The 20,727-nt window shown below is 54.7% G+C and carries 18 protein-coding genes; 9 read left to right on the top strand and 9 right to left on the bottom strand.

Going from position 1 to position 20,727, the window contains the following annotated elements; genetic code table 11:
• Window positions 1-253 precede the first annotated feature (253 nt).
• A complete protein-coding gene (locus K9857_RS22395) occupies window positions 254-1,393 on the bottom strand; it encodes a glycerophosphodiester phosphodiesterase (protein ID WP_224539409.1) in 1,140 nt (379 codons plus the stop codon).
• A gap of 209 nt (window positions 1,394-1,602) precedes the next feature.
• On the opposite strand from K9857_RS22395, the gene K9857_RS22390 reads away from it, so the two are divergent.
• Complete coding sequence (locus K9857_RS22390; protein WP_224539407.1) at window positions 1,603-1,929, top strand: DUF2025 family protein; 327 nt, start codon at window positions 1,603-1,605, stop codon at window positions 1,927-1,929.
• 133 nt (window positions 1,930-2,062) lie between these two features.
• Here K9857_RS22390 and K9857_RS22385 read toward each other — a convergent pair whose 3' ends face one another.
• Both K9857_RS22385 and K9857_RS22380 read right to left on the bottom strand, forming a co-directional pair.
• Window positions 2,063-2,386 carry an antibiotic biosynthesis monooxygenase family protein gene (locus tag K9857_RS22385; protein WP_224539405.1) on the bottom strand — a complete coding sequence of 108 codons (324 nt, stop codon included), beginning with the start codon at window positions 2,384-2,386 and terminating at the stop codon, window positions 2,063-2,065.
• The gene (locus tag K9857_RS22380; RefSeq protein ID WP_224539403.1) at window positions 2,383-3,090 is read right to left on the bottom strand and encodes a CTP synthase; all 708 of its coding nucleotides are present in this window, start codon (window positions 3,088-3,090) and stop codon (window positions 2,383-2,385) included. Before K9857_RS22380 ends, K9857_RS22385 begins: the two co-directional genes overlap by 4 nt.
• Before the next feature lie 15 nt (window positions 3,091-3,105).
• Between K9857_RS22380 and K9857_RS22375 the strand changes: the two genes are divergently transcribed.
• Complete coding sequence (locus K9857_RS22375; RefSeq protein ID WP_224539401.1) at window positions 3,106-4,047, top strand: LysR family transcriptional regulator; 942 nt, start codon at window positions 3,106-3,108, stop codon at window positions 4,045-4,047.
• A 2-nt stretch (window positions 4,048-4,049) separates the two neighbouring features.
• Here K9857_RS22375 and K9857_RS22370 read toward each other — a convergent pair whose 3' ends face one another.
• Both K9857_RS22370 and K9857_RS22365 read right to left on the bottom strand, forming a co-directional pair.
• Window positions 4,050-4,577 (bottom strand): DUF1003 domain-containing protein, encoded by a 528-nt coding sequence (locus K9857_RS22370; protein ID WP_224539399.1) that lies wholly within the window; start codon window positions 4,575-4,577, stop codon window positions 4,050-4,052.
• Between the two features lie 126 nt (window positions 4,578-4,703).
• Complete coding sequence (locus tag K9857_RS22365) at window positions 4,704-5,315, bottom strand: TetR/AcrR family transcriptional regulator (protein ID WP_224539397.1); 612 nt, start codon at window positions 5,313-5,315, stop codon at window positions 4,704-4,706.
• Between the two features lie 215 nt (window positions 5,316-5,530).
• Here K9857_RS22365 and K9857_RS22360 point away from each other — a divergent pair, with 215 nt between their 5' ends.
• Window positions 5,531-6,589, top strand: a complete 1,059-nt coding sequence (locus tag K9857_RS22360; RefSeq protein ID WP_224539395.1) for an MBL fold metallo-hydrolase — start codon at window positions 5,531-5,533, stop codon at window positions 6,587-6,589.
• 131 nt (window positions 6,590-6,720) lie between these two features.
• Window positions 6,721-8,229: an amidase family protein gene (locus K9857_RS22355; protein ID WP_224539393.1), complete on the top strand. Its 1,509-nt coding sequence runs from the start codon at window positions 6,721-6,723 to the stop codon at window positions 8,227-8,229.
• A 133-nt stretch (window positions 8,230-8,362) separates the two neighbouring features.
• Here K9857_RS22355 and K9857_RS22350 read toward each other — a convergent pair whose 3' ends face one another.
• Window positions 8,363-8,680: a helix-turn-helix transcriptional regulator gene (locus tag K9857_RS22350; RefSeq protein WP_224539391.1), complete on the bottom strand. Its 318-nt coding sequence runs from the start codon at window positions 8,678-8,680 to the stop codon at window positions 8,363-8,365.
• A 223-nt stretch (window positions 8,681-8,903) separates the two neighbouring features.
• Here K9857_RS22350 and bglX point away from each other — a divergent pair, with 223 nt between their 5' ends.
• The gene (bglX, locus tag K9857_RS22345) at window positions 8,904-11,201 is read left to right on the top strand and encodes a beta-glucosidase BglX (protein ID WP_224539389.1); all 2,298 of its coding nucleotides are present in this window, start codon (window positions 8,904-8,906) and stop codon (window positions 11,199-11,201) included.
• Window positions 11,202-11,379: 178 nt separating this feature from the next.
• On the opposite strand, the gene K9857_RS22340 is transcribed toward bglX, so the two are convergent.
• From K9857_RS22340 to K9857_RS22330, 3 genes are all read right to left on the bottom strand, one after another.
• Complete coding sequence (locus K9857_RS22340) at window positions 11,380-12,339, bottom strand: hypothetical protein (RefSeq protein WP_224539387.1); 960 nt, start codon at window positions 12,337-12,339, stop codon at window positions 11,380-11,382.
• Between the two features lie 321 nt (window positions 12,340-12,660).
• Window positions 12,661-13,170, bottom strand: a complete 510-nt coding sequence (locus K9857_RS22335) for a Bro-N domain-containing protein (RefSeq protein ID WP_224539386.1) — start codon at window positions 13,168-13,170, stop codon at window positions 12,661-12,663.
• A gap of 391 nt (window positions 13,171-13,561) precedes the next feature.
• Complete coding sequence (locus K9857_RS22330; RefSeq protein ID WP_224539384.1) at window positions 13,562-13,975, bottom strand: very short patch repair endonuclease; 414 nt, start codon at window positions 13,973-13,975, stop codon at window positions 13,562-13,564.
• A gap of 29 nt (window positions 13,976-14,004) precedes the next feature.
• Here K9857_RS22330 and K9857_RS22325 point away from each other — a divergent pair, with 29 nt between their 5' ends.
• From K9857_RS22325 to K9857_RS22310, 4 genes are all read left to right on the top strand, one after another.
• Window positions 14,005-15,666 (top strand): DNA cytosine methyltransferase, encoded by a 1,662-nt coding sequence (locus K9857_RS22325; protein ID WP_224539383.1) that lies wholly within the window; start codon window positions 14,005-14,007, stop codon window positions 15,664-15,666.
• Window positions 15,667-15,950: 284 nt separating this feature from the next.
• Window positions 15,951-17,318: an ATP-binding protein gene (locus tag K9857_RS22320; RefSeq protein ID WP_224539380.1), complete on the top strand. Its 1,368-nt coding sequence runs from the start codon at window positions 15,951-15,953 to the stop codon at window positions 17,316-17,318.
• 3 nt (window positions 17,319-17,321) lie between these two features.
• Window positions 17,322-19,988, top strand: a complete 2,667-nt coding sequence (locus tag K9857_RS22315) for a Z1 domain-containing protein (protein WP_224539378.1) — start codon at window positions 17,322-17,324, stop codon at window positions 19,986-19,988.
• A partial coding sequence (locus tag K9857_RS22310; RefSeq protein ID WP_224539376.1) for a PD-(D/E)XK motif protein occupies window positions 19,979-20,727 on the top strand: 749 nt, incomplete at its 3' end. The genes K9857_RS22315 and K9857_RS22310, both read left to right, overlap by 10 nt.

Here is a 20,727-nt window from a genome sequence, read left to right as displayed (position 1 = left end):
AGGCTGACATGACCCAATTCTTTATGCGTTACAACCTGATAAGGCTCCACAGCTACAACAATTACTTGTCGCCAATAGCCATGGAGCAACGGGCGGCCTAAATACCGTAACTGGTGTCCGGAAATACTTGACCAGAACAAGCTTGCTCGCGATGGTCGTTAACGATAACGCTGGGTATCTGACACCACGCGGCGTTCTCAGGTTCATCGCGAGCAAGCTCGGCTCCTACATAGACAGGGGATCTTCGGTGTGATCAGTAACCGTTGTTCTGCAAAACCTGCCCCACACTCGCCGCCGCCGGCCGCTTGTAGAACTTCAACAACTCCGCAGCCCGGTTGGTGAAGATCCCGTCGACCCCCGCATCCATCACCTTCTGATAATCCACCGCATCATCCACGGTATACACATGCACCAACATCCCCTGGTCATGGGTGTACTGGTTCATCCACGGCTGCACCAGATCCGCATAACTCTGATCGCCACCCTTGGTAAGCGCCGCAGACGGCCCGGTGCCAATCGCGCCCTGGGCCTTGGCGTAGTCAACCCAACGATGGAACTCTGCCTTGTCCTTGGGCTGCTGCTTGGCGTAGTAAGCGGCCTTGTCCTTCTCGCCGGAGTCGGCAAAAGTGACCTTCGACGCCGGCTCGATATTGCCTTCGCCAACCCACAGCAACAGGATCTTCGGCACCTTCGGCATTTCCTTCTGCAGCAGTTCCAGGCTGCTCTTCTCGAAGGTCTGCAACACCACCTTGCCTTTGCCCTGACCAACCGCCAGCTCGCTTTTGCCCAGCTTGGAACCTGCCGGACTCAACCAGCCACGGTCCTGGAGCTTCATCTTCAAATCATGCTCGATCCCGGGAAACTGCTTCGGCTCCTTGGTCTCGATGTACAGCCCCGGCTGGTGCAGAGGATTGCCTTGGGCGATGTCGATGATTTCGTCGAGGGTCAGGATCTTCAGCCCCGCGAACGAAGGCCGCGCGCGATCGGGGTAGGCAGCATTGAACCAGCTGCCGGCATCCAGCGTTTTCAGCTCGGCCATGGTGAAGGCATGGGCCGGGCTGTCCTTGCGCTCGGGAAACTTGGTGGCGACGTCGGTGGTGCGTTGCAGGTTGTCGTCGTGCAAGGCAAACAACACGCCGTCCTTGCTGCGTTGCAGGTCGAGTTCCAGGTAATCGGCGCCCAGGTCGCGGGCGGTTTTGTAGGCGGCAGCCGTGGATTCCGGTGCATCGAAGGACGCGCCTCGGTGGGCGATCACCGCCGGGTTGGGAATGCCCAATCGTGTCGCCAGAGCCGCGGGGCTGGGCGCGTTGGCGGCCTGGGCCTGGGCTTGAAATTGAGACAGGCCGAGCAACAGGCTCAGCAGCAAAGTGCTCTTGGTGAAAGTTGCAGACATGGTCGAGATCCTTTCGCGAGACTTTTTGAAGACCTCCCTTTTAACAATTGAGCGTGTCGGACGCTATCGCGAGACCGACATAAAGCTGATTTCGATCACAGCTTTCGTGCACTCATTTGCCGTAATCTGGCCCCGGCCATTTCCCCGGCAGAGGGAAAAACCCCTGACTTTGCGTGTTAACCGATGATCACTTTTCTGTGAGGTTGACCATGCGCATCACTTCCCAACTCATCTGCCAGGCCGCCGACCAGCTCCAGGGTTTTGTCGGCCTCAATCGCAAGACCGGGCACTACATCGTGCGTTTCAGCGAGGACTCGTTCGGGATGGATGTGGCGGATGACGGCATCATTGCGGCCAGTGAATTTGTCTGGGTCGCCGGGCCTGAGTCCACCATGACCCTCAAGCGGGAGCTGATTCAGTTGTTGCTGGATCAAAACATCGACGAGCGGATCAACATCACCGAGCCGTTGCGGGTGTACATGAATCGGCGGGAAGTGCCGGAGATTTCGGCGGTTCGCCAGTTGGTGCAAGGCTGAGGTTTTTGTGGTGTCTTTTATGGCCTCATCGCGGGCAAGCCCGCTCCCACAGTGGACGGTGTTCTTCCAGACAACCCCGTAACCTGTGGGAGCGGGCTTGCCCGCGATGACTATCTTGAGACCACTAAAGAACCTACAGACTAAATTCATAACCCCGCTCAACCCGACACACCCGGGTATGACACCGCGCATACCAAGTCAACCGCCCCCGCTCGCGAATCGCACTGTGCTCCGGATGATGCTTCCACGCCAGAATCGCCGCCTCACTGTCCCAATAAGAAACCGTAATCCCCAACCCATCCTCCCCCCGCGCCGACTCCACCCCCAGAAACCCCGGCTGCTCTCGCGCCAGCTCCACCATCCTGGCTGCAGCCTCGGCATACCCCTGATCCCCCTCGGTGCGCAGCGAGGTAAAAATCACCGCGTAATAAGGCGCCGGCGGCGTATTGGCCATCATGATCGTTGCTCCACACAAGTATCCACGAAAGCCCGAACCAACGGCGGCAACGTACCCTCGAGCGCCGCACGCTCCGGCTGGAACAGCGTGGCAACAAAGAACGGATGCTCCTTAAGCTCCACCGCGCGCAACCCCTGCTCGAAATCGTGCCCCACAGCCTGTAGGTCATCTCCCAGCAACGCCTGCTCAAACGCCGGATTCACACCGTATCGGCAGCGATAACCTTCACGAATCTCGGACGTTTCATACGCCCTCTGGATCAACGAACCTTCCCGCAACCGAATACCATCCACCGCTTCCACCAGCGAACAAGTCAGCGGTGCAATCACTGCCCGTTCGGCATCGGGCGCAGTCTCGCCATGCTCGGCATCCGCCCAACCCAACACATTGCGCGCATATTCCAGCACCGCATGCTGAAACCCACCGCAGGTCCCCAGGAAAGGCCGCCTCTGTTCACGGGCAAAACGAATCGCCCGCAACGCGCCGTCCATGCTGCGATAGGGGCTGGCCGGCACGCACCAGAATCCGTCGTATTCATCGAGCGGGGTGTCGGCGTGGATGCTGTCGGTGCCCAGCCACTCTCCCTGCACATTGCGGCCAATGTGTTCGGCGGCCAAACCGAGGGCCACGGGGATGGCCTGGTGGGCGGTGACTTGCGGATCGTAGTCGCCGATCAGCGCGATGCGAATGACGCGATTTTCCATGAGAGACCTCTGCGCTTGTTGATTGCCGAGGCCCACTATAGATTGGCGTTGACGCACTCAATATGGGCGATTTCCCAAGTGATCAATGCACCGACGCACTATCGACTGGATTACCCCGACCTGGCCCTGATCCTCGCGCTGGTGCGCGGCGGCTCTCTGGTCCGGGCCTCGCAGCTGATGAAGGTGGATGTGTCGACGGTCTTTCGCGCCGTGCGTCGGCTGGAAGGCGCCCTGGGCCAGCAACTGTTCGAAAAGAGCCGTGCCGGCTACCTGCCGACCACTCTGGCGCAGGCCTTGGCCGAGCAGGCGGAGCGGGCCGAACAGGCGCTGGACGCGGCGCGCATTGGCGTGGAGCAGGGCGGTGAAGTCATCAGCGGCACCGTGCGCCTGACCTGCACCGATTCGGTCCTGCAAGGCTTGCTGTTGCCGGCGCTGGCGCAGTTCATGCCCAACTATCCGGCGCTGACCATCGAACTCAGCACGTCCAACGACTTCGCCAACCTCAGCCGCCGCGATGCCGACATCGCCCTGCGCTTGACCCGCACACCGCCGGAGCATCTGGTAGGGCGACGTCTGGCGGACATCTCCTATCGAGTGTGTGCCAGCAAGGGTTATCTGCAATCGGTGGATGCCACGGACCTGGCCGCATTGACCTGGATCGCCCCGGACGACTTCCTGCCCGATCATCCGACCGTGGCCTGGCGTCGTCAGGCGTTACCGGGCGTGATGCCGGGTTATCGCTGCAACAGCATGCTTTCTGTGACTGAGCTCGTGCGGGCGGGATTGGGCGTAGCGGCGCTACCGGACTTCCTGATCGGCGAGGATCTGCAGGCGCTCAGCGATCCGCTGGACGGTTACGACACCGCGCTGTGGCTACTGACCCGCCCGGATTGCCGCGCCCTGCGCTCGGTGGTGACGCTGTTCGACGAACTGGGCCGAGCACTGAAGTTGCCTTGAGGTTACTTGCGCTCGTCCTTGCGCACGAAATGCTGATGCATTTCCGAGGTCAGGCTTTCGATGCGTTCGGTCAGTTCCTTGGTCATTTGCGTCAGGTGGGTGTTCTGTTCAAGCAGTTGCAGCAACTGCGCGGTGTTCTGCGCGGCTTGCACCTGACGTTCGCTGTTGGTGACCGCCAGTTCTTCGCGGTGTTTCGCATCGGCTTCCGACTGGGCCTTGTCCCGTGCGGCCTGGCGGGTCTGGGCCAGCAGTATCAGCGGCGCGGCATAGGCCGACTGCAGGCTGAACGCCAGATTCAGGAGGATGAACGGGTAGACGTCGAAGTGGGTGACGCCGAACAGGTTCAGGCACACCCACACCACCACGACAATGGTCTGCGCGCCGAGGAAGGTCGGGGTGCCGAAGAACCGCGCGAAGGCTTCTGCCCGCAGGGCAAATTTGTCGGTGCCGAAGGTCGGGCCCAGGTGGGCATGGGGATGAAGGAAACGCAGGTGATCGACAGGGGCTTTGTCGTTGGGTTCGTGGCTCATGATGATCTCTGAAGGTCGCGGGGACTGAGATTCACTATAGTCCGACGCCAGTTTCATCCTGAAACACATTGGCCGCGCTGGATTTTCAATGGCCAGCGCGGCCAATCATCTTCAAAACCATGTCATTTATTGCACTTGATAACAGGCCAGGAACATATCCAGCGCCGACTCCACCACCGTCTCCCGTTCCGGCGCCGACAACCCCGGCATGCCCATGGAAATCTGCGGCCAGAAGGCGAAGGACTTGAGCAGGCCGTGGATCTGCTGAGCGGCGAAATCGGGTGCGACCGACTTAAGCCTCCCGTCTGCCTGGGCGGCACGGATCCATACGGTCAGGCTCTCTTCGTGTTCGCCCATGCGCGCCACCATGCTTTGCGCACGCTCGGGGGAGTGAATGGCGGCGCCGATGGCGACCCGCGCCAGGTTCAGGAGGTTTTCATCGCCAAGCATCTGAAGTTTCGCCATCAACAATGAGCGTAATTGCTCGCGCATCGGCAGATCGGGGCGATAAGGGGTATCCAGCTGCGCGTGCACCCGGGCCCATAACTGATTGAGGATCTCGGCGAACAACTCTTCCTTGCTGGGGAAGTGGTTGTACACCGTGCGCTTCGACACGCCGGCGGTGGCGGCAATTTTGTCCATGCTGGTGATGTCGAAACCGTTGGTACGGAATTCGGCGATCGCGGCCTGAATGATCGCTTCGCGTTTACGGTCGGTGAGGCGCTGTGGAGCTGTCATAAATACGCTTCGGCAGGGTGGAGAGAAAAATTACACTCAGCAGTTTACTTGTCGGCGGCTTTGATGCAACCTTGAAAGTACACTGTGTAGTGTAATGTTTTGTTAATCCTGCACAGTAAAAAATAGAGTGTTCGGCTGATGCTTGCGTGCCTTGGCCATCTACAGTCCCTAACGGAAAGTCGCGAGACACGCGGCTTTTCTGGAGTCATTCAGTCATGGCCCACCCAAATTCTCCAGCGGATATCGCTGCCACACCTGAAGCTTCCCGCCACACAGAAGGGCAATACCGCAACCACGCGCCGGTCAAGCGCGAAGGTTTTCGCAAAACCCTGCGCATCATGTGGAACGTGATTTTCCACAAACCCAGCGACACCCGTCCCAGCGCGCCGGTGCCGGTGCAGCCCCTGACCCAGGCCGCGCTGATCGCCGCGCCGAACCACAGCGTCTATCGCCTCGGCCATTCCACGGTATTGCTCAAGCTGCGCGACAAGTTCTGGATCACCGACCCGGTATTCGCCGAGCGCGCCTCGCCCGTGCAATGGGCCGGTCCCAAGCGCTTTCACCAGCCGCCCATCAGCCTTGAGCAATTGCCGCCGATCGAAGCGGTGATCCTGTCCCACGATCACTACGACCACCTGGATCATCAGGCGGTGTTGCGACTTGCTGACAAGACCAAATATTTCCTGACGCCGCTGGGCGTGGGCGACACCCTGATCAAATGGGGGATCGACGCGAGCAAGGTTCGGCAACTGGATTGGTGGCAAGACACTGAGGTCGATGGCCTGCGCTTCGTCGCCACGCCATCGCAACACTTTTCCGGCCGTGGCCTGTTCGATGGCAACAGCACCCTCTGGGCCTCGTGGGTGATGATCGACGGCGACACGCGGATCTTCTTCAGCGGCGACAGCGGCTACTTCGACGGCTTCAAACGCATCGGCGAACAGTACGGCCCCTTCGACCTGACCCTGATGGAAACCGGTGCCTACAACGTCGAGTGGCCGCACGTGCACATGCAGCCCGAGCAAACCCTGCAGGCTCACATCGACCTCAAAGGCCGCTGGTTGTTGCCGATCCACAACGGCACGTTCGATCTGTCGATGCATGCCTGGTACGAACCTTTCGACCGCATCCTGGCCTTGGCCTGGGAGCGCAGCGTGTCGATCACCACGCCGCAAATGGGCGAGGCCTTCAACCTGATGCACCCACGGCGGGGCGAGGCGTGGTGGCTGGCGGTTGAGCAGCATGCTTATGAGGATCAACAGAGCGTCGGCTAAGGCGACTACAAGTTGAGCTGAGCATTCGTACGAGCGACTGCGGGCGGGGATGACGGACATTTCCCGCCGCTTCGGTAGGCTGAAAACCGGGTGAAATCACTCGCCCGTTATCAGTCATCAAGGATGTTCACATGGACGTAAAGTTGAACGGCCGCATGAAGCGGCTGACCGGAGTTGCGCTGTTTTCGATGCTCATGAATACAGCGACCGCAGCCCCCGAAACCAGGCTCGAGTATTTGAGTGTCGATGAAATCAATCAGTGGATGGATCGCGGTCAACTGACCTCCGCCACACTGGTGCAGCACCTGCTACAGCGCGTGGAAAAACTGGACAGGAACGGTCCGAAGATCAACGCGGTGATCGAGCTCAATCCCGATGCCCTGGCCATGGCCGAGGCAATGGACCAGGAGCGAAAGGGCGGTTACATCCGTGGACCGCTGCATGGCATTCCGGTGTTGCTCAAGGACAACATCGACACCTCCGACGAGATGCAGACCAGCGCCGGTTCACTGGCCATGGTCGGGCGTCCCGCTGCGCAGGACGCCTTCATCGTGCAACGCCTCAGGGCGGCCGGCGCGGTGATTCTCGGTAAAACCAATCTCAGCGAGTGGGCCAATTTCCGTGACCCGGCTATTCCCAGCGGTTGGAGCGGTCGCGGTGGGCAGACCAAAAATCCGCATCTGTTGAGCGGTGATCCCTGCGGCTCCAGTTCAGGCTCAGCTGCGGCGGCCGCAGCAGGGTTTGCACCTTTGACCGTCGGCACCGAAACCGCCGGCTCGATCATCTGCCCGGCGTCTTTCAACGGTGTGGTGGGCATCAAACCCACGGTTGGCCTGTTGAGCCGTAGCGGCATCATCCCCGTCACCCAGAAGCTCGACACACCTGGCCCCATGGCTCGCACCGTGCGCGACGCCGCCCTGTTGTTGAATGCCATGGCGGGTGACGATCCCGCCGACCCGATACAAAAGCCCCGTGAGTTGACGGGCGTGGATTACACCGCCCTGTTGCGCCCAGGCTCACTGGTCGGCAAACGAATCGGCTACCCCGCCAAATTCGACCGCGGTGACCTGCCGCTGCTGATCGCCCCCCAATTCTCCAAAGCCCTGGAACTCATGCAGTCCGCCGGCGCAACCTTGATCCCCGTAGACCTGACCGACCCACGCTCCGAGCGTGTAGACGAGGCATTCTTCATGGGCATCAAGCGCGACCTGCCGCGTTACCTCGCGACCCGAACAGGCATTCCTGCCCAGACGATGGAAGACCTTTTGCTATTCAACGCTGCCAACAACGAAGGCCGTGGCCAAAACACACTGCTCGCCGCGTATGAGGTCGTGTTTGACGAACAAACCTACAACCAGCTTTGGCGGAAAATCCAGGGTGAAAATGCCGTTGTCATCGATGAGTTGCTGACCACCCATCAACTGGATGCTCTCGTCTCCGACGTCGGCTCGGCTGCAATGAACGTCGTGCCGCTGGCGGGTTACCCCGGCATCATGGTGCCTTCGGGAATCGACGAAGAAGGCGTGCCGACCTCGATCTTCTTCTTCGGTCCTCGGTGGAGTGAAGCCCGGTTGCTGGCGTTGGCGTATGGGTATGAACAGCTGGCCGATGCGCGAAGGACACCGGCCTTCAAGCCGTAATTCATCCCTGTAGGAGCGAGCATGCTCGCGATGAACGAAAGAACACCGCGGGGCATCAGGCGCCCCGCGTCATCGTTGGCGACCATCGCGAGCATGCTCGCTCCTACAGGAGGCGATGCCATCACCTGTTGCCTCACTCAACCATCGCAAAATCCGCCCGCGCCATCGGATTCGGCGTCGAACCCTTCACATTCATCCCACGCCCCGGCGCAAACCCAGGGAAGAACACCAACCCTTGCGCCTCAAACCGATACGCCAACGTCAGCCGCGTAACATCCAGCACCTCCCGCTTATCTTCAAACCGCTCAATGGCCTCCACCGAAACCCCGGCCTCCCGGGACAGCTCTTCCACACTCCAGCCCAGCATCGCTCGGGCCTGGGCGCAGTGGGTGGGGGTGAATTGGAAGAGGGCGATACGTTCCAAGGTGATTTTCATCGCTTGAGAGGCCATGGTGTTCTCCGGGCTCGGGGGTGTCGGAAAAAATATACTGTGTTTTTGTACAGTTGTTTTAACCCCGGAGCAAATTGATTTTTCAGATCACTGCATTTCACCAGACGGACGGTAAGCGCCAGCAACGGTCGAAAAAAACCATTCACACCTGTCACAAATGACAGTAGACGCTACCTCGATGATGAGGGACGCTGAAAAGGCAGGCCCCTCGGGATGGACGACGATGCACAAAACTCCCTGGCTGATCCTAATGATGCTCCTGGCTAGCGAGCTGGTTCTGGCGCAAGGCAGCGCAGAACAGACGTCGTCGTCCGCCAAAGTCCACTTCATCGAACACCTGCTCAAGCAAATGACGCCGGAAGAAAAGATCGGCCAGTTGCGGCTGAACTGCATCGGCGTGCAATCCCCGCGCGAACAGCTGCTGCAAGAGGCGGCCAAGTCCCAAGTGGGCGGCATCTTCTATGCGGTAGGCCGTGCCGACCTGCGTGAGTTCCAGGACGCCGCCATGCGCAGCCGTCTGAAGATCCCGCTGTTCTTTGCCTACGATGTTATCCACGGCCACCGTACGATTTTTCCGATCGGCATCGGCCTGGCTTCCACCTGGGACACCGACGCCATCGCCCTCGCTGGTCGCACCGCCGCGCAAGAAGCCAGCGACGACGGCCTGGACATGGTGTTTTCGCCCATGGTCGACATCACCCGTGACCCGCGCTGGGGCCGGGCATCCGAAGGCTGGGGCGAAGACGCCTGGCTCTCCGGGCGCTACACCGCGACCATGGTCGAGGCGTTGCAGGGCAGCAACCTGGGCGTGGCCGGCAACGTCATGGCCAGTGCCAAACACTTCGCGCTATACGGCGCCGCCGAGGGCGGGCGGGACTACAACTCCGTGGATATGAGCCTGCCGCGCATGTATCAGGACTATCTGCCGCCGTATCGCGCGGCGGTGCGGGCCGGCGTCGGTGCCATGATGCTGACCTACATCGCCATCAACGGCATCCCGGCCACCTCCAACACCTGGCTGATCCGCGATCTGCTGCGCCAGCAATGGCGCTTCAAAGGCCTGATCATCAGCGACTTCAACGCCGTGGCCGATCTGGTCAGCCATGGCGTTGCCAGCACCGGACGCGAGGCCACGATGCTGGCGATCAAGGCCGGGCTCAACATGAGCATGTCCGACACCCTGTTTCGCGACGAGCTGCCCGGCCTGTTGCAATCCGGTGCGGTCTCGCAGGAAGAAGTCGACGATGCTGTCAGAGAAGTCCTCGGCGCCAAGTACGACATGGGCCTGTTCGCCGACCCTTACCTGCGCATCGGTTCTGCCAGGGATGACCCGGAAGACATCCTCGCCGAAAGCCGTATGCATCGCGCCGAAGCCCGAGACGTTGCGCGCAAGAGCCTCGTGTTGCTGAAGAACCAGCGCAACGTCCTGCCCCTCGACAAATCCACAACGATGGCCGTCGTCGGGCCGCTGGCCAAAAGCCGGCTCGACATGCTGGGCAACTGGAGCTCCATCGCGACCTCCTCACAGGCGGTGTCGGTGTACGACGGCATCGCCAACGCCCTCGGCGGCCCCGACCATCTGCTGTACGCCCGGGGCGCGGACGTTACCGACGATCCACGAATCCTCAGCTACCTCAACACTCCCGGCGCCAACCCCGCCGACGTGGAAGTCGATCCACGCTCACCCACCAGCATGTTGCAGGAAGCCGTGGACGTCGCACATCGGGCCGACGTGGTCGTGGCAGTCGTGGGAGAATCGCGGGGCATGTCCTACGAAGGCGCCAGTCGCTCCAGCCTCGGGCTGCCGGGCTACCAGGCGCGATTGGTCCAGGCACTCAAAGCCACCGGCAAACCCTTGGTACTGGTCCTGATGAACGGCCGCCCGCTGTCCATCGGCAAGGAACACGACATGGCCGATGCCGTGCTCGAAACCTGGTACAGCGGCACCGAAGGCGGCAACGCCATCGCCGACGTCCTGTTCGGCGACTACAACCCGTCCGGCAAGCTGCCCATCACTTTCCCACGCTCGGTGGGGCAGGTTCCTACGTACTACAACCACCTGAACACCAACCGCCCCATCCAACTCGATGAACCACGAGCGCAAGACTCACGCTATTTCGACGAAGAAAACGGCCCGCTCTATCCATTCGGCTTCGGCCTGAGCTACACCCAATTCAGCGTCTCGCCCATCACCCTGACCCGACGCAGCCTCAAGCGCGGCGAAGTCCTGGGCGCCAGCGTCGTGGTGAAAAACACCGGCCCCCGCGTCGGCGCCACAGTGGTGCAGCTCTACATCCGCGACATTGCCGCCTCGATCGCCCGCCCGGTCAAAGAGCTAAAGCGCTATCGAAAAATCATGCTGCAGCCGGGGGAAGAAAAGACTGTGTACTTCAATCTGAGCGAGCAAGACCTCAAGTTCTACAACGCAAAACTGGAATACGCGGCGGAGGCAGGAGCGTTCAGCGTGATGATCGGCCTGGACTCGCGGGATGTAAGGGAAGAACGGTTCGAATTGTTCTGAAGTAAGTCCAACACATACCTATGGCGAGGGGGCTTGCCCCCGTTGGACTGCGCAGCAGTCCCAAAACCTGAATGCAAAATTTGCCTGACACACCGCACCAACCGACTTCACGACTGCTTCGCAGCCGAACGCAGGCTTCGCCAGCTGCTACACGGACCCGCGCAATCGATGAGCCCGATCACCCCTCCAACCCCGGCGCCTCCCGCACAATAAAGTGATCCAGATTCTCAATATCCGCACTGAACACCCCGAACGTCTGCTCGGGGTTTTTCTTGCTCGGCACCTGCTTCAACGCCGGCGTCACGCCATAAAAGAAGCAATACAACTCGGCTTCACTCTCAATGGCATGCTTGATCTCCTCCAGAAACGCCTTGCGCTTGCGGTAGCCCTCGATCAGCTTCTTGCTCAGGTAAACATTGACCGAATACGGCTTCTTCTCGAACCACACCTTCTTCTCGAAATCGATGCGAAAGCTCTGGGTGTAATCCTTGATCTCCTTGATCCGGCCCCAGTAAACCAACCCCTTGTTGTCCTGCAGATACTCGATCTTCTTGAAGAACGAGGCGTAACTGGCCGTGTGCTCACCGATCTTCAACGGCATGCGCTTGAGCAGTTCCTTGTCCTCGAAATTGGAAACAAAACACTCCACGGGATGGGCAAACACACTGGTCTTGTCCGGCGCCGACTCACGGCTCGGGTGCTCCGCGTTGTCAGCCACAGAAGCAGCCTTCGGCGCTTCTGATACATCCTGCGCCACCACCGCAGGGCTCGACGGCTTGCGCACATACTGACGCCGAGTCAGCAACAACTCCGACGGAAAATGCTCCTCACGCCCATCATCCGCTTCCGCCTCCACCCCTGACGCCGGCGCCTTGAGACTGACATAAGGACAATCCGCCACATGCCGCGTGCTGGGCGTGTTCTTGAAGTGCGGGGTGCGAACGTAATTCACGTTCTTGGCGTTAAACGTCGTCAACACATTCGCCGCATCGAACGCCGAACGACAGGCGTCGTTGGGGCACTGAAAGTGTTCCTTGGCGGAATCGAAGGCGATGGTCTCGTCGAAATTGAGATCGCGTACGTCGTAGATCGACAGCTTGTCGTCGAGGCTTTGGCAGTAGGCGAGGTCGAATTTCATGACAGGGCTCAGATCCGTGAGTGGAGAGGGCTATTAATAGCGGGAGGCGGGGCGGGTTGCACTCACTGTTTTCAACCCTCGGCAAATCTACGGTGCCATGAAAACCTGTGGGAGCGAGCCTGCTCGCGATTCCCAGCATCAACACCACAAATCACCGACCTTGTGGTGAGGGGATTTATCCCCGTTGGGCTGCGAAGCAGCCCCAAAACCTGTAACTCACAGAGCATCAGGCGAACCGGATTCCACGGCTGCCGATTTGGAATCAAAACTAAAAAGCCGCTGCCTGTATTTCAGGCAGCGGCTTTTTGTCAGAACAAACAATCAGTACCCACGCACCACCCGTGACGCCTTCCGCCACCAGGACTCTTGTCGATTGAACGGATCATCCGCCAACAAACACGGCATATCCCGCAACCGAATCCACGGCTCATCCTGCCAATGCAGCATGCACAGCGACATCTTCGGCCAGTCGAGCACGCTCAGCGTCGGACGCTCCACCAAGCGTGACGGCTGCGCATCACGCAATGCAGGCACCACCTGATGCGTCAGCCACTCACGCAGCAATCGATTCTCAGGACAGTAGTAATAAATCAACAACGCATACACACCAGACTCACTCACCATCAAGCGCTCTTTCGTGATGCCGTACACATTGACGAACATCATCTGTCGCTGGTCCGCATCGAGCTTGCGCGTCGTACGCTCATCAAGGTGTTGGCCCATCATCCGGCCCAGGTCCTGCGCACAGAACCAGGCCTGGTTCTCTAAAAGCAGGGCATGCAGATGGGAATTGTGTCGGGCGAAGCGGGCAGGTTTGAGTGCATCAGTCATGGCGTGCCTCCAGGAACGGAAGCGCGGAATTGGAACTGTGGGTACGACGATTCACCTTCATCGTGAAGGTCCGATAGTCAGGCATTTCCTATACCTCTGGCTGCTTTCTTAGGGCATTCGTTAAGGGTGTCGGGAGCTAAGAAACCCACCAGAGACGGGCCGGACATATTCCCCTTTCGGGTCTTGTATTCGCCCACTCCCGACATAACGGGACTTTTTCGCAGGCGTAGAGAAACCGCAGACGAAAAAAAGCCGCATGACTATCGGGTGCGGAGGACCGCTCTGGTTGAGGCGTTTCTTAGGCGCCGAGCTAAAATCCTATGAGAGGTGTTCGATGCGGTCAACCTTCTCTCATAGGAGTATCGTATTTTTTAGCTTTGGAGCACAGACGCTAAAAGTCGACGCCCAGAGCAGCAGACATTTCAGCGCGTAGTAAATCTAGATTTTTCGTATAGCACTCCCAGATAACGACTGTTCTCCATCCGAGGGCTTGTAGCGCTTGCTGATTGATTCGATCCCGTTCAATGTTTTTAGCGAATTTCGGTAGCCAAAAATCGAGCCTGCTCTTGGGGGTGTATGTGTATTTGCATCCCGCGTGGCGGTGCCAAAAACAACCATTTACGAAAATGCAGGTTCTCTGTCTTGGCAGTACAATGTCTGGCTTACCTGGCAGATCAGCACGATGGAGGCGAAAGCGATATCCATGTGCATGCAGAAATTTCCGGACGATTATCTCCGGAGTGGTGTTCTTGCTTTTAATTCCGCTCATCATACGGGATCTTGTCGCTTGGTCGACTACATCCATTTCGTCATTTCTCAGAGCAGTGTGGTTTCATGAGTCGTAGCAATCCTATTCAAGTCATCGATCTTTTCGCAGGACCAGGTGGACTGGGAGAAGGCTTTTCCTCGTACGATCAAGGTACTGGATTCGAAATCAAGGTTTCCGCTGAAATGGACCCAGCTGCAAGGTCCACTTTACGCTTAAGAGCGTTCTACCGCTTCCTCAAAAAAAATATGCCTGAGGCGTTAGGTGACTACTATGATTTTTGTGAGACAGCGGGTATGTCACATCCATACACCAGCAGAAGTCTAGATGCATGGAAACATGCTGATGAAGAGGCTCAGTTGCTTGAGCTTGGTAGCGCAGAAGGGAACGCGAGGCTAGATAGAATATTAGAAGAACGCTTGGATGAGAGTAAACCTTGGGTTTTAATCGGTGGGCCACCTTGCCAAGCTTACTCTGTCGTTGGCCGAGCACGCAATCGCGGGAAGTTAGACTATCGTGCAGAAGAAGATCATCGGCATTTTTTGTATAAAGAATATCTAAGAATCATTCAAAGGAAAAAACCCGCTGTTTTTGTAATGGAGAACGTTAAAGGAATTCTCTCGTCGAAAGTTGGCGGGGAGCTAATGTTTCCTAAAATACTTCACGATTTAGCCGCGCCAGATGCTGCATTGGGTGAGCCTGATAGCGGACAGAGATACAGGATTTGCTCTCTAGTAGAAGACGATGTTTATCAGGGTGGAGAGGGGGCCGGTACTATCGATCCGAATCATTATATTATTCGAGCGGAAAAATTTGGAATTCCTCAAGCTCGTCATCGAGTGATTTTGCTAGGTGTCGCGGAAGAGTATTTTGATTCGCTCAATACACACAAGCTTAATCCAAATAGTGAGGAGGTGACAGTTAAGCAGGCGATAGGCGATCTACCGCCTTTGAGGAGTACGTTAACTAAGGCGGATGACTCATCTTTGATGTGGGTCAGTGTTATTAAGGCTCATTTGGAAGAAATGCACTGTGAGTGGAGTAAGTTAGGCTGTAATTCTGTTGATGATAAAAATTCGATTATGCTCGGGAAGAATATGGGGATACTAGCAAAATCCTTCTCCAGCGCTCATGAAGGGATTGAGCTTACCCCCGGTGGGCTTCGTATTTTGAAGAAGGAAAAATGGACTGGTTTAACTGGTACATATTTGGATGATTGGTTTCGTGATGATAGGCTTAAGTATTGGCTTAATCATGAAGCTCGTGGGCATATGGCGTCGGACCTTCGTCGATATGTTTATGCCTCCCAGTTCGCTGATTCATATTTGCGATCTCCAAAAGGACACGAAGACTTTAAGCTGACAGGTTTAGCTCCAAATCATAAGAATTGGGAGACCGGGAAGTTTAGTGATCGTTTCAGGGTTCAGATGCGGGATCTTCCTTCTACAACGATAACTAGTCATATTGCAAAGGATGGTCATTATTTTATACATTATGACTCAAGGCAGTGTCGAAGCCTTACTGTGCGCGAAGCAGCAAGGCTACAGACATTTCCAGATAACTACTTTTTCTTAGGTAACCGAACTCAACAATTCCATCAGGTTGGGAATGCGGTTCCTCCTATGTTGGCATATCAAATAGCTGAAGTGGTCGCATCTATAATAAGAGGCGGGAAGGTATCAATGAATAGTTCAAGATCAAAGCTGCAGGAAGATCTATTTAGTGTATGAAGTTTAGTGTTCGGTTCCTAGAAGTGATTACTATCCAGTAAATTATATGCGTGTCTCGAGTGCAAGGCTGATTTTAGAGAGCTCCAAGCGGCATGAGTCAATGTGCTCGGTACTGGAAAACAACTGCTTTCATTATAGGTCAATATGCAGTAGCGTATTGCCATCGCTGAGTAGTGTAGCTTCCGTTACGCGAAAGAATTTGCTCGGCTAATGATGGCCTTCGCCGGTTGGTGATGATGGGCTACCCTAGACCATTAGATGATCGAAAAGCTCAAGGGAGTGTTATGGATACCGGCAAATGGCAGATTATACCAGGGGCAAAGAGGCTAATCAGGTCGCTCAGGGATATGGGGTACGAGTTTTCTGCTGCCGTAGCCGACCTCATCGACAACTCGATTGAAGCAAGAGCCAATACTATTCGTATTGACGTTGAGTGGGATGGAGAGGAATCCTATGTAATGATCTCGGATAATGGGCTCGGGATGACTGCTGGGCAAATTCGAGAGGCATTAAAATTTGGCGCTGAAAGAGATTATGATGCAGAGGATTTAGGAAAGTTTGGGCTTGGTCTGAAGACTGCATCTCTAAGCCAATGTCTTCGTTTAACGGTAGCCTCTCGTCAGAACGAAAATCGCGCAGATATTAATGCTTATTGTTGGGATCTTGATCACGTAGACGCAACAAATAAGTGGGAGATACTGCAAGTTAAGACCGGTGACCTTCCGTCTAAAGCAAAGCAGTATCTAAAGGAAGCCCCTGGTACTGTGGTTGTTTGGGAGCGAATAGATAGAATACTCGGCTATAAACGTCCAGATGGAGAGTTTGCAAGGAAGCAATTGATCAATATGTGTCGTGGGTTAGAGGAGCATATTGCAATGGTCTTTCACCGGTTTTTAGCTGGTGAAGTTAGAGGGAAGCGTCTAGCCATTTACCTTAATGAAAATAAAGTTATTCCTTGGGATCCGTTTGCGCGCAATGAATCATTTACTCAGAGACTTGAGCAGGTTGTCGTTCGTGTGGATACGGAAAAAGGAAAGTCTGATGTTGTGATTGAGCCGTTTGTACTTCCACCACAATCTAAGTTTTCTACGCCAGATGCCTTCAATCGTTCGTCTGGTCCGAGTAAATGGAATCGTCAGCAAGGATTTTATATTTACCGTGCCGACCGAATGATCCAGAGTGGAGGATGGAGTAATTTACGCACGCTTGACGAGCACCACAAGCTTGCTCGAGTTGCATTGTCCTTTAGCCCAAGGTTGGATGACGATTTTAAAATTAATGTGCCTAAGATGCGTGTCGCACTGCCCGCATCGATAAGGGACGACATAGCAAAGGCTATTGGCCCTGTAGTTACAATAGCTAACCGTGCTTATCGTTCCAATGAAAAAACAGAGAGAGCTGCGGGTAAATCAAATGGCACTCCTGTGGGTGAAACTCCGAATAAATCAATTGATACTACCGGCAATGGCAAAGAGTCCAATGATCCAAGAAATACGAGAGCGCCAGGATTATCTGGGGGCGGGAGTGCGACAAGCTCAAAAGGAATGGACTTCGGAGATTTAGAACTTTTGCTGGAGCGAGTTGCATTGCCTGAAGAACTACCAGTCATCAAAAAAGTTGTTGCCCGAGCTAAAGCTAGCATAACGGAGTAGCCAATGTCCCCAATATCTGTTCAGCAAGATCAAGCACTAAGAACAGCTCGATTTCTCCTTGATCTAGGGCACCCTATAGAGGATGTCCTGTCTAACCAACTTATTCCATCGGAGTTTCGAGTTTGGGTGGCTGAACGATTAGAGGATGAGTCAAACAAAACCTTTGAACGGGCGCGTGTGATTTCTTCGACTGAGGAATCGCAAGACTGGTTGGTAAGCGTGGATCGCAGCGAATGGTATTACTGGCCAACATTACGTTCTTATCTACTCGGTATCAAGGGATGGTCCAAGGACACCGTTTTATCTTTAGACGATGCATCTGATAGGATACTGAGAGAACTTAAGCCTCCTTCGACAACGGAGTTTGATATCAGAGGCTTGGTTCTCGGATATGTTCAGAGCGGAAAAACAGCTAATTTTACCGCTGTTATAGCTAAAGCTGCTGATGCGGGCTATAGACTAGTTGTGGTTTTTTCAGGCATCGATAATGGACTTCGGCGTCAAACTCAGATTCGACTGAATAAGGAGTTGACTGGCTATCCGTCTAATCCACGCGGAGCAGTTCGTATGCCACCAGTCGGGCGTCAATGGCATCAGTTTACAACTGATGAGTTGAGTGGCGACTTTGATGCTGGGCGTGCGAATCATGCCGCTCTGCAAGGCTCCCAACCTGTACTGATTGTTGTCAAAAAGAACGGTGCCGTGCTTCGTCGTTTACAGGCTTGGTTTGCATCCGCGCCTGCAAATGTTCGCTCTAGTCTTCCTGCGTTGTTCATTGATGATGAGGCGGACCAAGCAAGTGTTGATACAAGGGGGAGCTATCAGACCCAAGCAGCATTTAATGCGGATAATCCGGACTATGAACCTCCAGCAGTAATTAACGGACTTATACGCTCTCTAGTTAGCATGTTTTCAAGGCGAGCATATGTCGCGTATACAGCTACACCCTTTGCTAATATCTTAATTCCTCATGATGCATATGACAACATCGCGGGGGCTGACCTTTATCCTAAAGATTTTTTCATAGATCTTCCAAAGCCCGATGGTTATTTTGGTACTGAAGAATTTTTCGGTCGTATTGATTCAAGTGGGAACAGAAGTTTATCCGGTATAGATGTGCTTAGAGTCATTTCGCAGGAAGACGTGGTTTCACTCGTTAATGATAATATCCTCACTGAAAATATAGATGAGGCAATATGTTCCTTCGTACTGGGAGGAGCTGCGCGTGCTTATCGTGGCAATGGTGAGTCTCCGAGTACGATGCTCGTTCATACAAGCCAGCGAATAGCAGACCAAACTCCCACGAAAAAGCTGATAGAAGATAGATTCCGTGAGCTTAAGGATTCTTGGCGATATGACCGGAATGGTGGTATTCGAGCTAGGTTAGCTAGTCTGTGGAACGAAGATTTTGTTCCTACCAGTGCTGGTATTCTGAGTGGTAATTCGCAGTCTTTCTCTGATATTGAACCATTCATCGGCCCATTTATGGAGGCCGTAGTTGTACGTGAAATCAATAGCGAAACTGGAGATGTTTTAGACTTTGAGCGAGAGCCAAGTTTGAAAGCAATTGCAGTGGGAGGAAATCGTTTGGCGCGGGGGCTGACACTAGAAGGTTTACTAGTTAGTGTCTTTGCGAGGCGCTCTCCTCAATATGATACTTTGTTGCAAATGGCTCGTTGGTATGGATATCGGTCCGGATACGAGGACTTGACTCGCATTTATACTACTCGGGAGTTGGCAGGGTGGTTCACCGACCTTGCTCTAGTTGAATATAGACTACGGCAAGATATGCAGGTGTACGAGCAAATACCTGGCTTAAAACCAATAGACTTAGGAATGCGAATTCTACAGCATCCGGCTATGCAGGTTACCAGCCCCCTTAAGAGACGCACTGCTTCAAGCAGTATCATAAGTCAATCCTACTCTCTGCAGCTTGAACAGACATTTAAGTTTCCTCTTCAGGATGAAGAACGTCTTTCTGTTCTATGTGAAGAAAATCGACAAGCGACGATGGTTTTTTTGTCACGTCTGGGTCGTAGCAATGGCCAAACGAAATTCGGTCCTGTCTGGGGAGATGTATCTGCTGCTGAAATAGTGGCTTTTATTCGTAGTTTCGCGATTGATTTTGACGTCAGTGGTTTCTCTCCGGAGCTAATAGCCGCATGGATAGAGCGACAAAATATTGAAGGAGATTTAGTTAGTTGGACTGTAGCTGTAAGAGGGCGAGATGACGAGGATGAAAATTTAGGACGTGCTAATTGGCTGCCAGATGGTGAGCCTAATGTTTGGAATGTAAGTCGTACACGAATCAAGGGGACTAACTCTCTTGGTGTAATCACTACTCCTGGTGATGAGTCAATCGGTCTTACTGAAGCTGAGATTTTAGACATGGAGTCTAGGATTGCTAGCGGAGAGCATAAAGACAGAAATCGAGCGGCCCGCTTTTCACGCTCATCAAAAAAAGGATTATTACTTATATATCCAATAAGCAAAAACTCTGGTCAAGATAAAGATGGCTTGGCTAGAGCACGGGAACCCCTATATCAAAATCCAGAAAGCGCAACCGCTCGCGATCTAATTGGTATTGCTCTATCTTTTCCAAAAACGAAGACGGATGGGCCTACTGAAGCCTATTTAGAAGGATCTGCTCGGTGGCGTCCATGTCTCTAAAATTTAATCCTCGTTGGGATCTTTTAGAAAACGTCACTGTAATAGGAGAACGGTTAGCGGTTCGTCTCGCTCTACCTGACATCAGGAAGGACATTTTTATCGCTGTTGACGTGTCTAGGCGAAGGCATGTGCTAGTAACTATACCGTATGGGGAGCCGTGCGAACTCGATGAGCGCGTTAGTGTAGGTATCGCAGTTCGAACTGTTGAAATGAAAACAAGCGACGGACAGCTTTGCAGCTTTATTGAAATTGCTTGTCTTGATCCGCAGGGGTACCCAGCACTGGATGTAGTTATTAATGAAATTGCTGAAGCATTGCAATCTGGTGCGAGTATTGGCTGTGTGCGCGTAGTTCAAAATGTTTTAGCAAAATGGCGGCGTTTTTGGTCAGGTGTAAAAACTGATGTGCTTTCGAGAGAGCAGCAAATAGGTTTGTTTGGTGAGCTTTGGTTTCTCCAGTATTGGCTAGTCCCTAGTGTTGGCTTGTCAAGATCAATTGATATGTGGCGGGGGCCTCTAGGAGCTCGAAACGATTTCGAGTCGCAAGGAGTAGGGATTGAGATCAAGACTTCATCTAAGGTTAATGGCGTTCATATTATAAATGGTGTTGAGCAACTGCTTGAGCCTATAGATGGGGTGCTATTTCTCTTTAGTTTGATTGTTCGTGAAGAGGCTAGTAGTAAAGTGTCGCTCCCCAATCTCATTGAATTTATAAGGATGAACTTGAAAGAAGATTTATC

Source organism: Pseudomonas sp. REP124 (assembly GCF_020164475.1).
Lineage (GTDB): Bacteria > Pseudomonadota > Gammaproteobacteria > Pseudomonadales > Pseudomonadaceae > Aquipseudomonas.
This window is presented reverse-complemented; position numbering and strand designations above follow the sequence as displayed.

Coding starts and splice junctions, on each gene's coding strand:
- K9857_RS22315 (WP_224539378.1), top strand. CDS start 17,322: ATGTCCCCAATATCTGTTCAGCAAGATCAAGCACTAAGAACAGCTCGA.
- K9857_RS22370 (WP_224539399.1), bottom strand. CDS start 4,577: ATGAGCCACGAACCCAACGACAAAGCCCCTGTCGATCACCTGCGTTTC.
- K9857_RS22385 (WP_224539405.1), bottom strand. CDS start 2,386: ATGATGGCCAATACGCCGCCGGCGCCTTATTACGCGGTGATTTTTACC.
- K9857_RS22325 (WP_224539383.1), top strand. CDS start 14,005: ATGAGTCGTAGCAATCCTATTCAAGTCATCGATCTTTTCGCAGGACCA.
- K9857_RS22335 (WP_224539386.1), bottom strand. CDS start 13,170: ATGACTGATGCACTCAAACCTGCCCGCTTCGCCCGACACAATTCCCAT.
- K9857_RS22340 (WP_224539387.1), bottom strand. CDS start 12,339: ATGAAATTCGACCTCGCCTACTGCCAAAGCCTCGACGACAAGCTGTCG.
- bglX (WP_224539389.1), top strand. CDS start 8,904: ATGCACAAAACTCCCTGGCTGATCCTAATGATGCTCCTGGCTAGCGAG.
- K9857_RS22390 (WP_224539407.1), top strand. CDS start 1,603: ATGCGCATCACTTCCCAACTCATCTGCCAGGCCGCCGACCAGCTCCAG.
- K9857_RS22355 (WP_224539393.1), top strand. CDS start 6,721: ATGGACGTAAAGTTGAACGGCCGCATGAAGCGGCTGACCGGAGTTGCG.
- K9857_RS22320 (WP_224539380.1), top strand. CDS start 15,951: ATGGATACCGGCAAATGGCAGATTATACCAGGGGCAAAGAGGCTAATC.
- K9857_RS22395 (WP_224539409.1), bottom strand. CDS start 1,393: ATGTCTGCAACTTTCACCAAGAGCACTTTGCTGCTGAGCCTGTTGCTC.
- K9857_RS22380 (WP_224539403.1), bottom strand. CDS start 3,090: ATGGAAAATCGCGTCATTCGCATCGCGCTGATCGGCGACTACGATCCG.
- K9857_RS22350 (WP_224539391.1), bottom strand. CDS start 8,680: ATGGCCTCTCAAGCGATGAAAATCACCTTGGAACGTATCGCCCTCTTC.
- K9857_RS22360 (WP_224539395.1), top strand. CDS start 5,531: ATGGCCCACCCAAATTCTCCAGCGGATATCGCTGCCACACCTGAAGCT.
- K9857_RS22330 (WP_224539384.1), bottom strand. CDS start 13,975: ATGGATGTAGTCGACCAAGCGACAAGATCCCGTATGATGAGCGGAATT.
- K9857_RS22365 (WP_224539397.1), bottom strand. CDS start 5,315: ATGACAGCTCCACAGCGCCTCACCGACCGTAAACGCGAAGCGATCATT.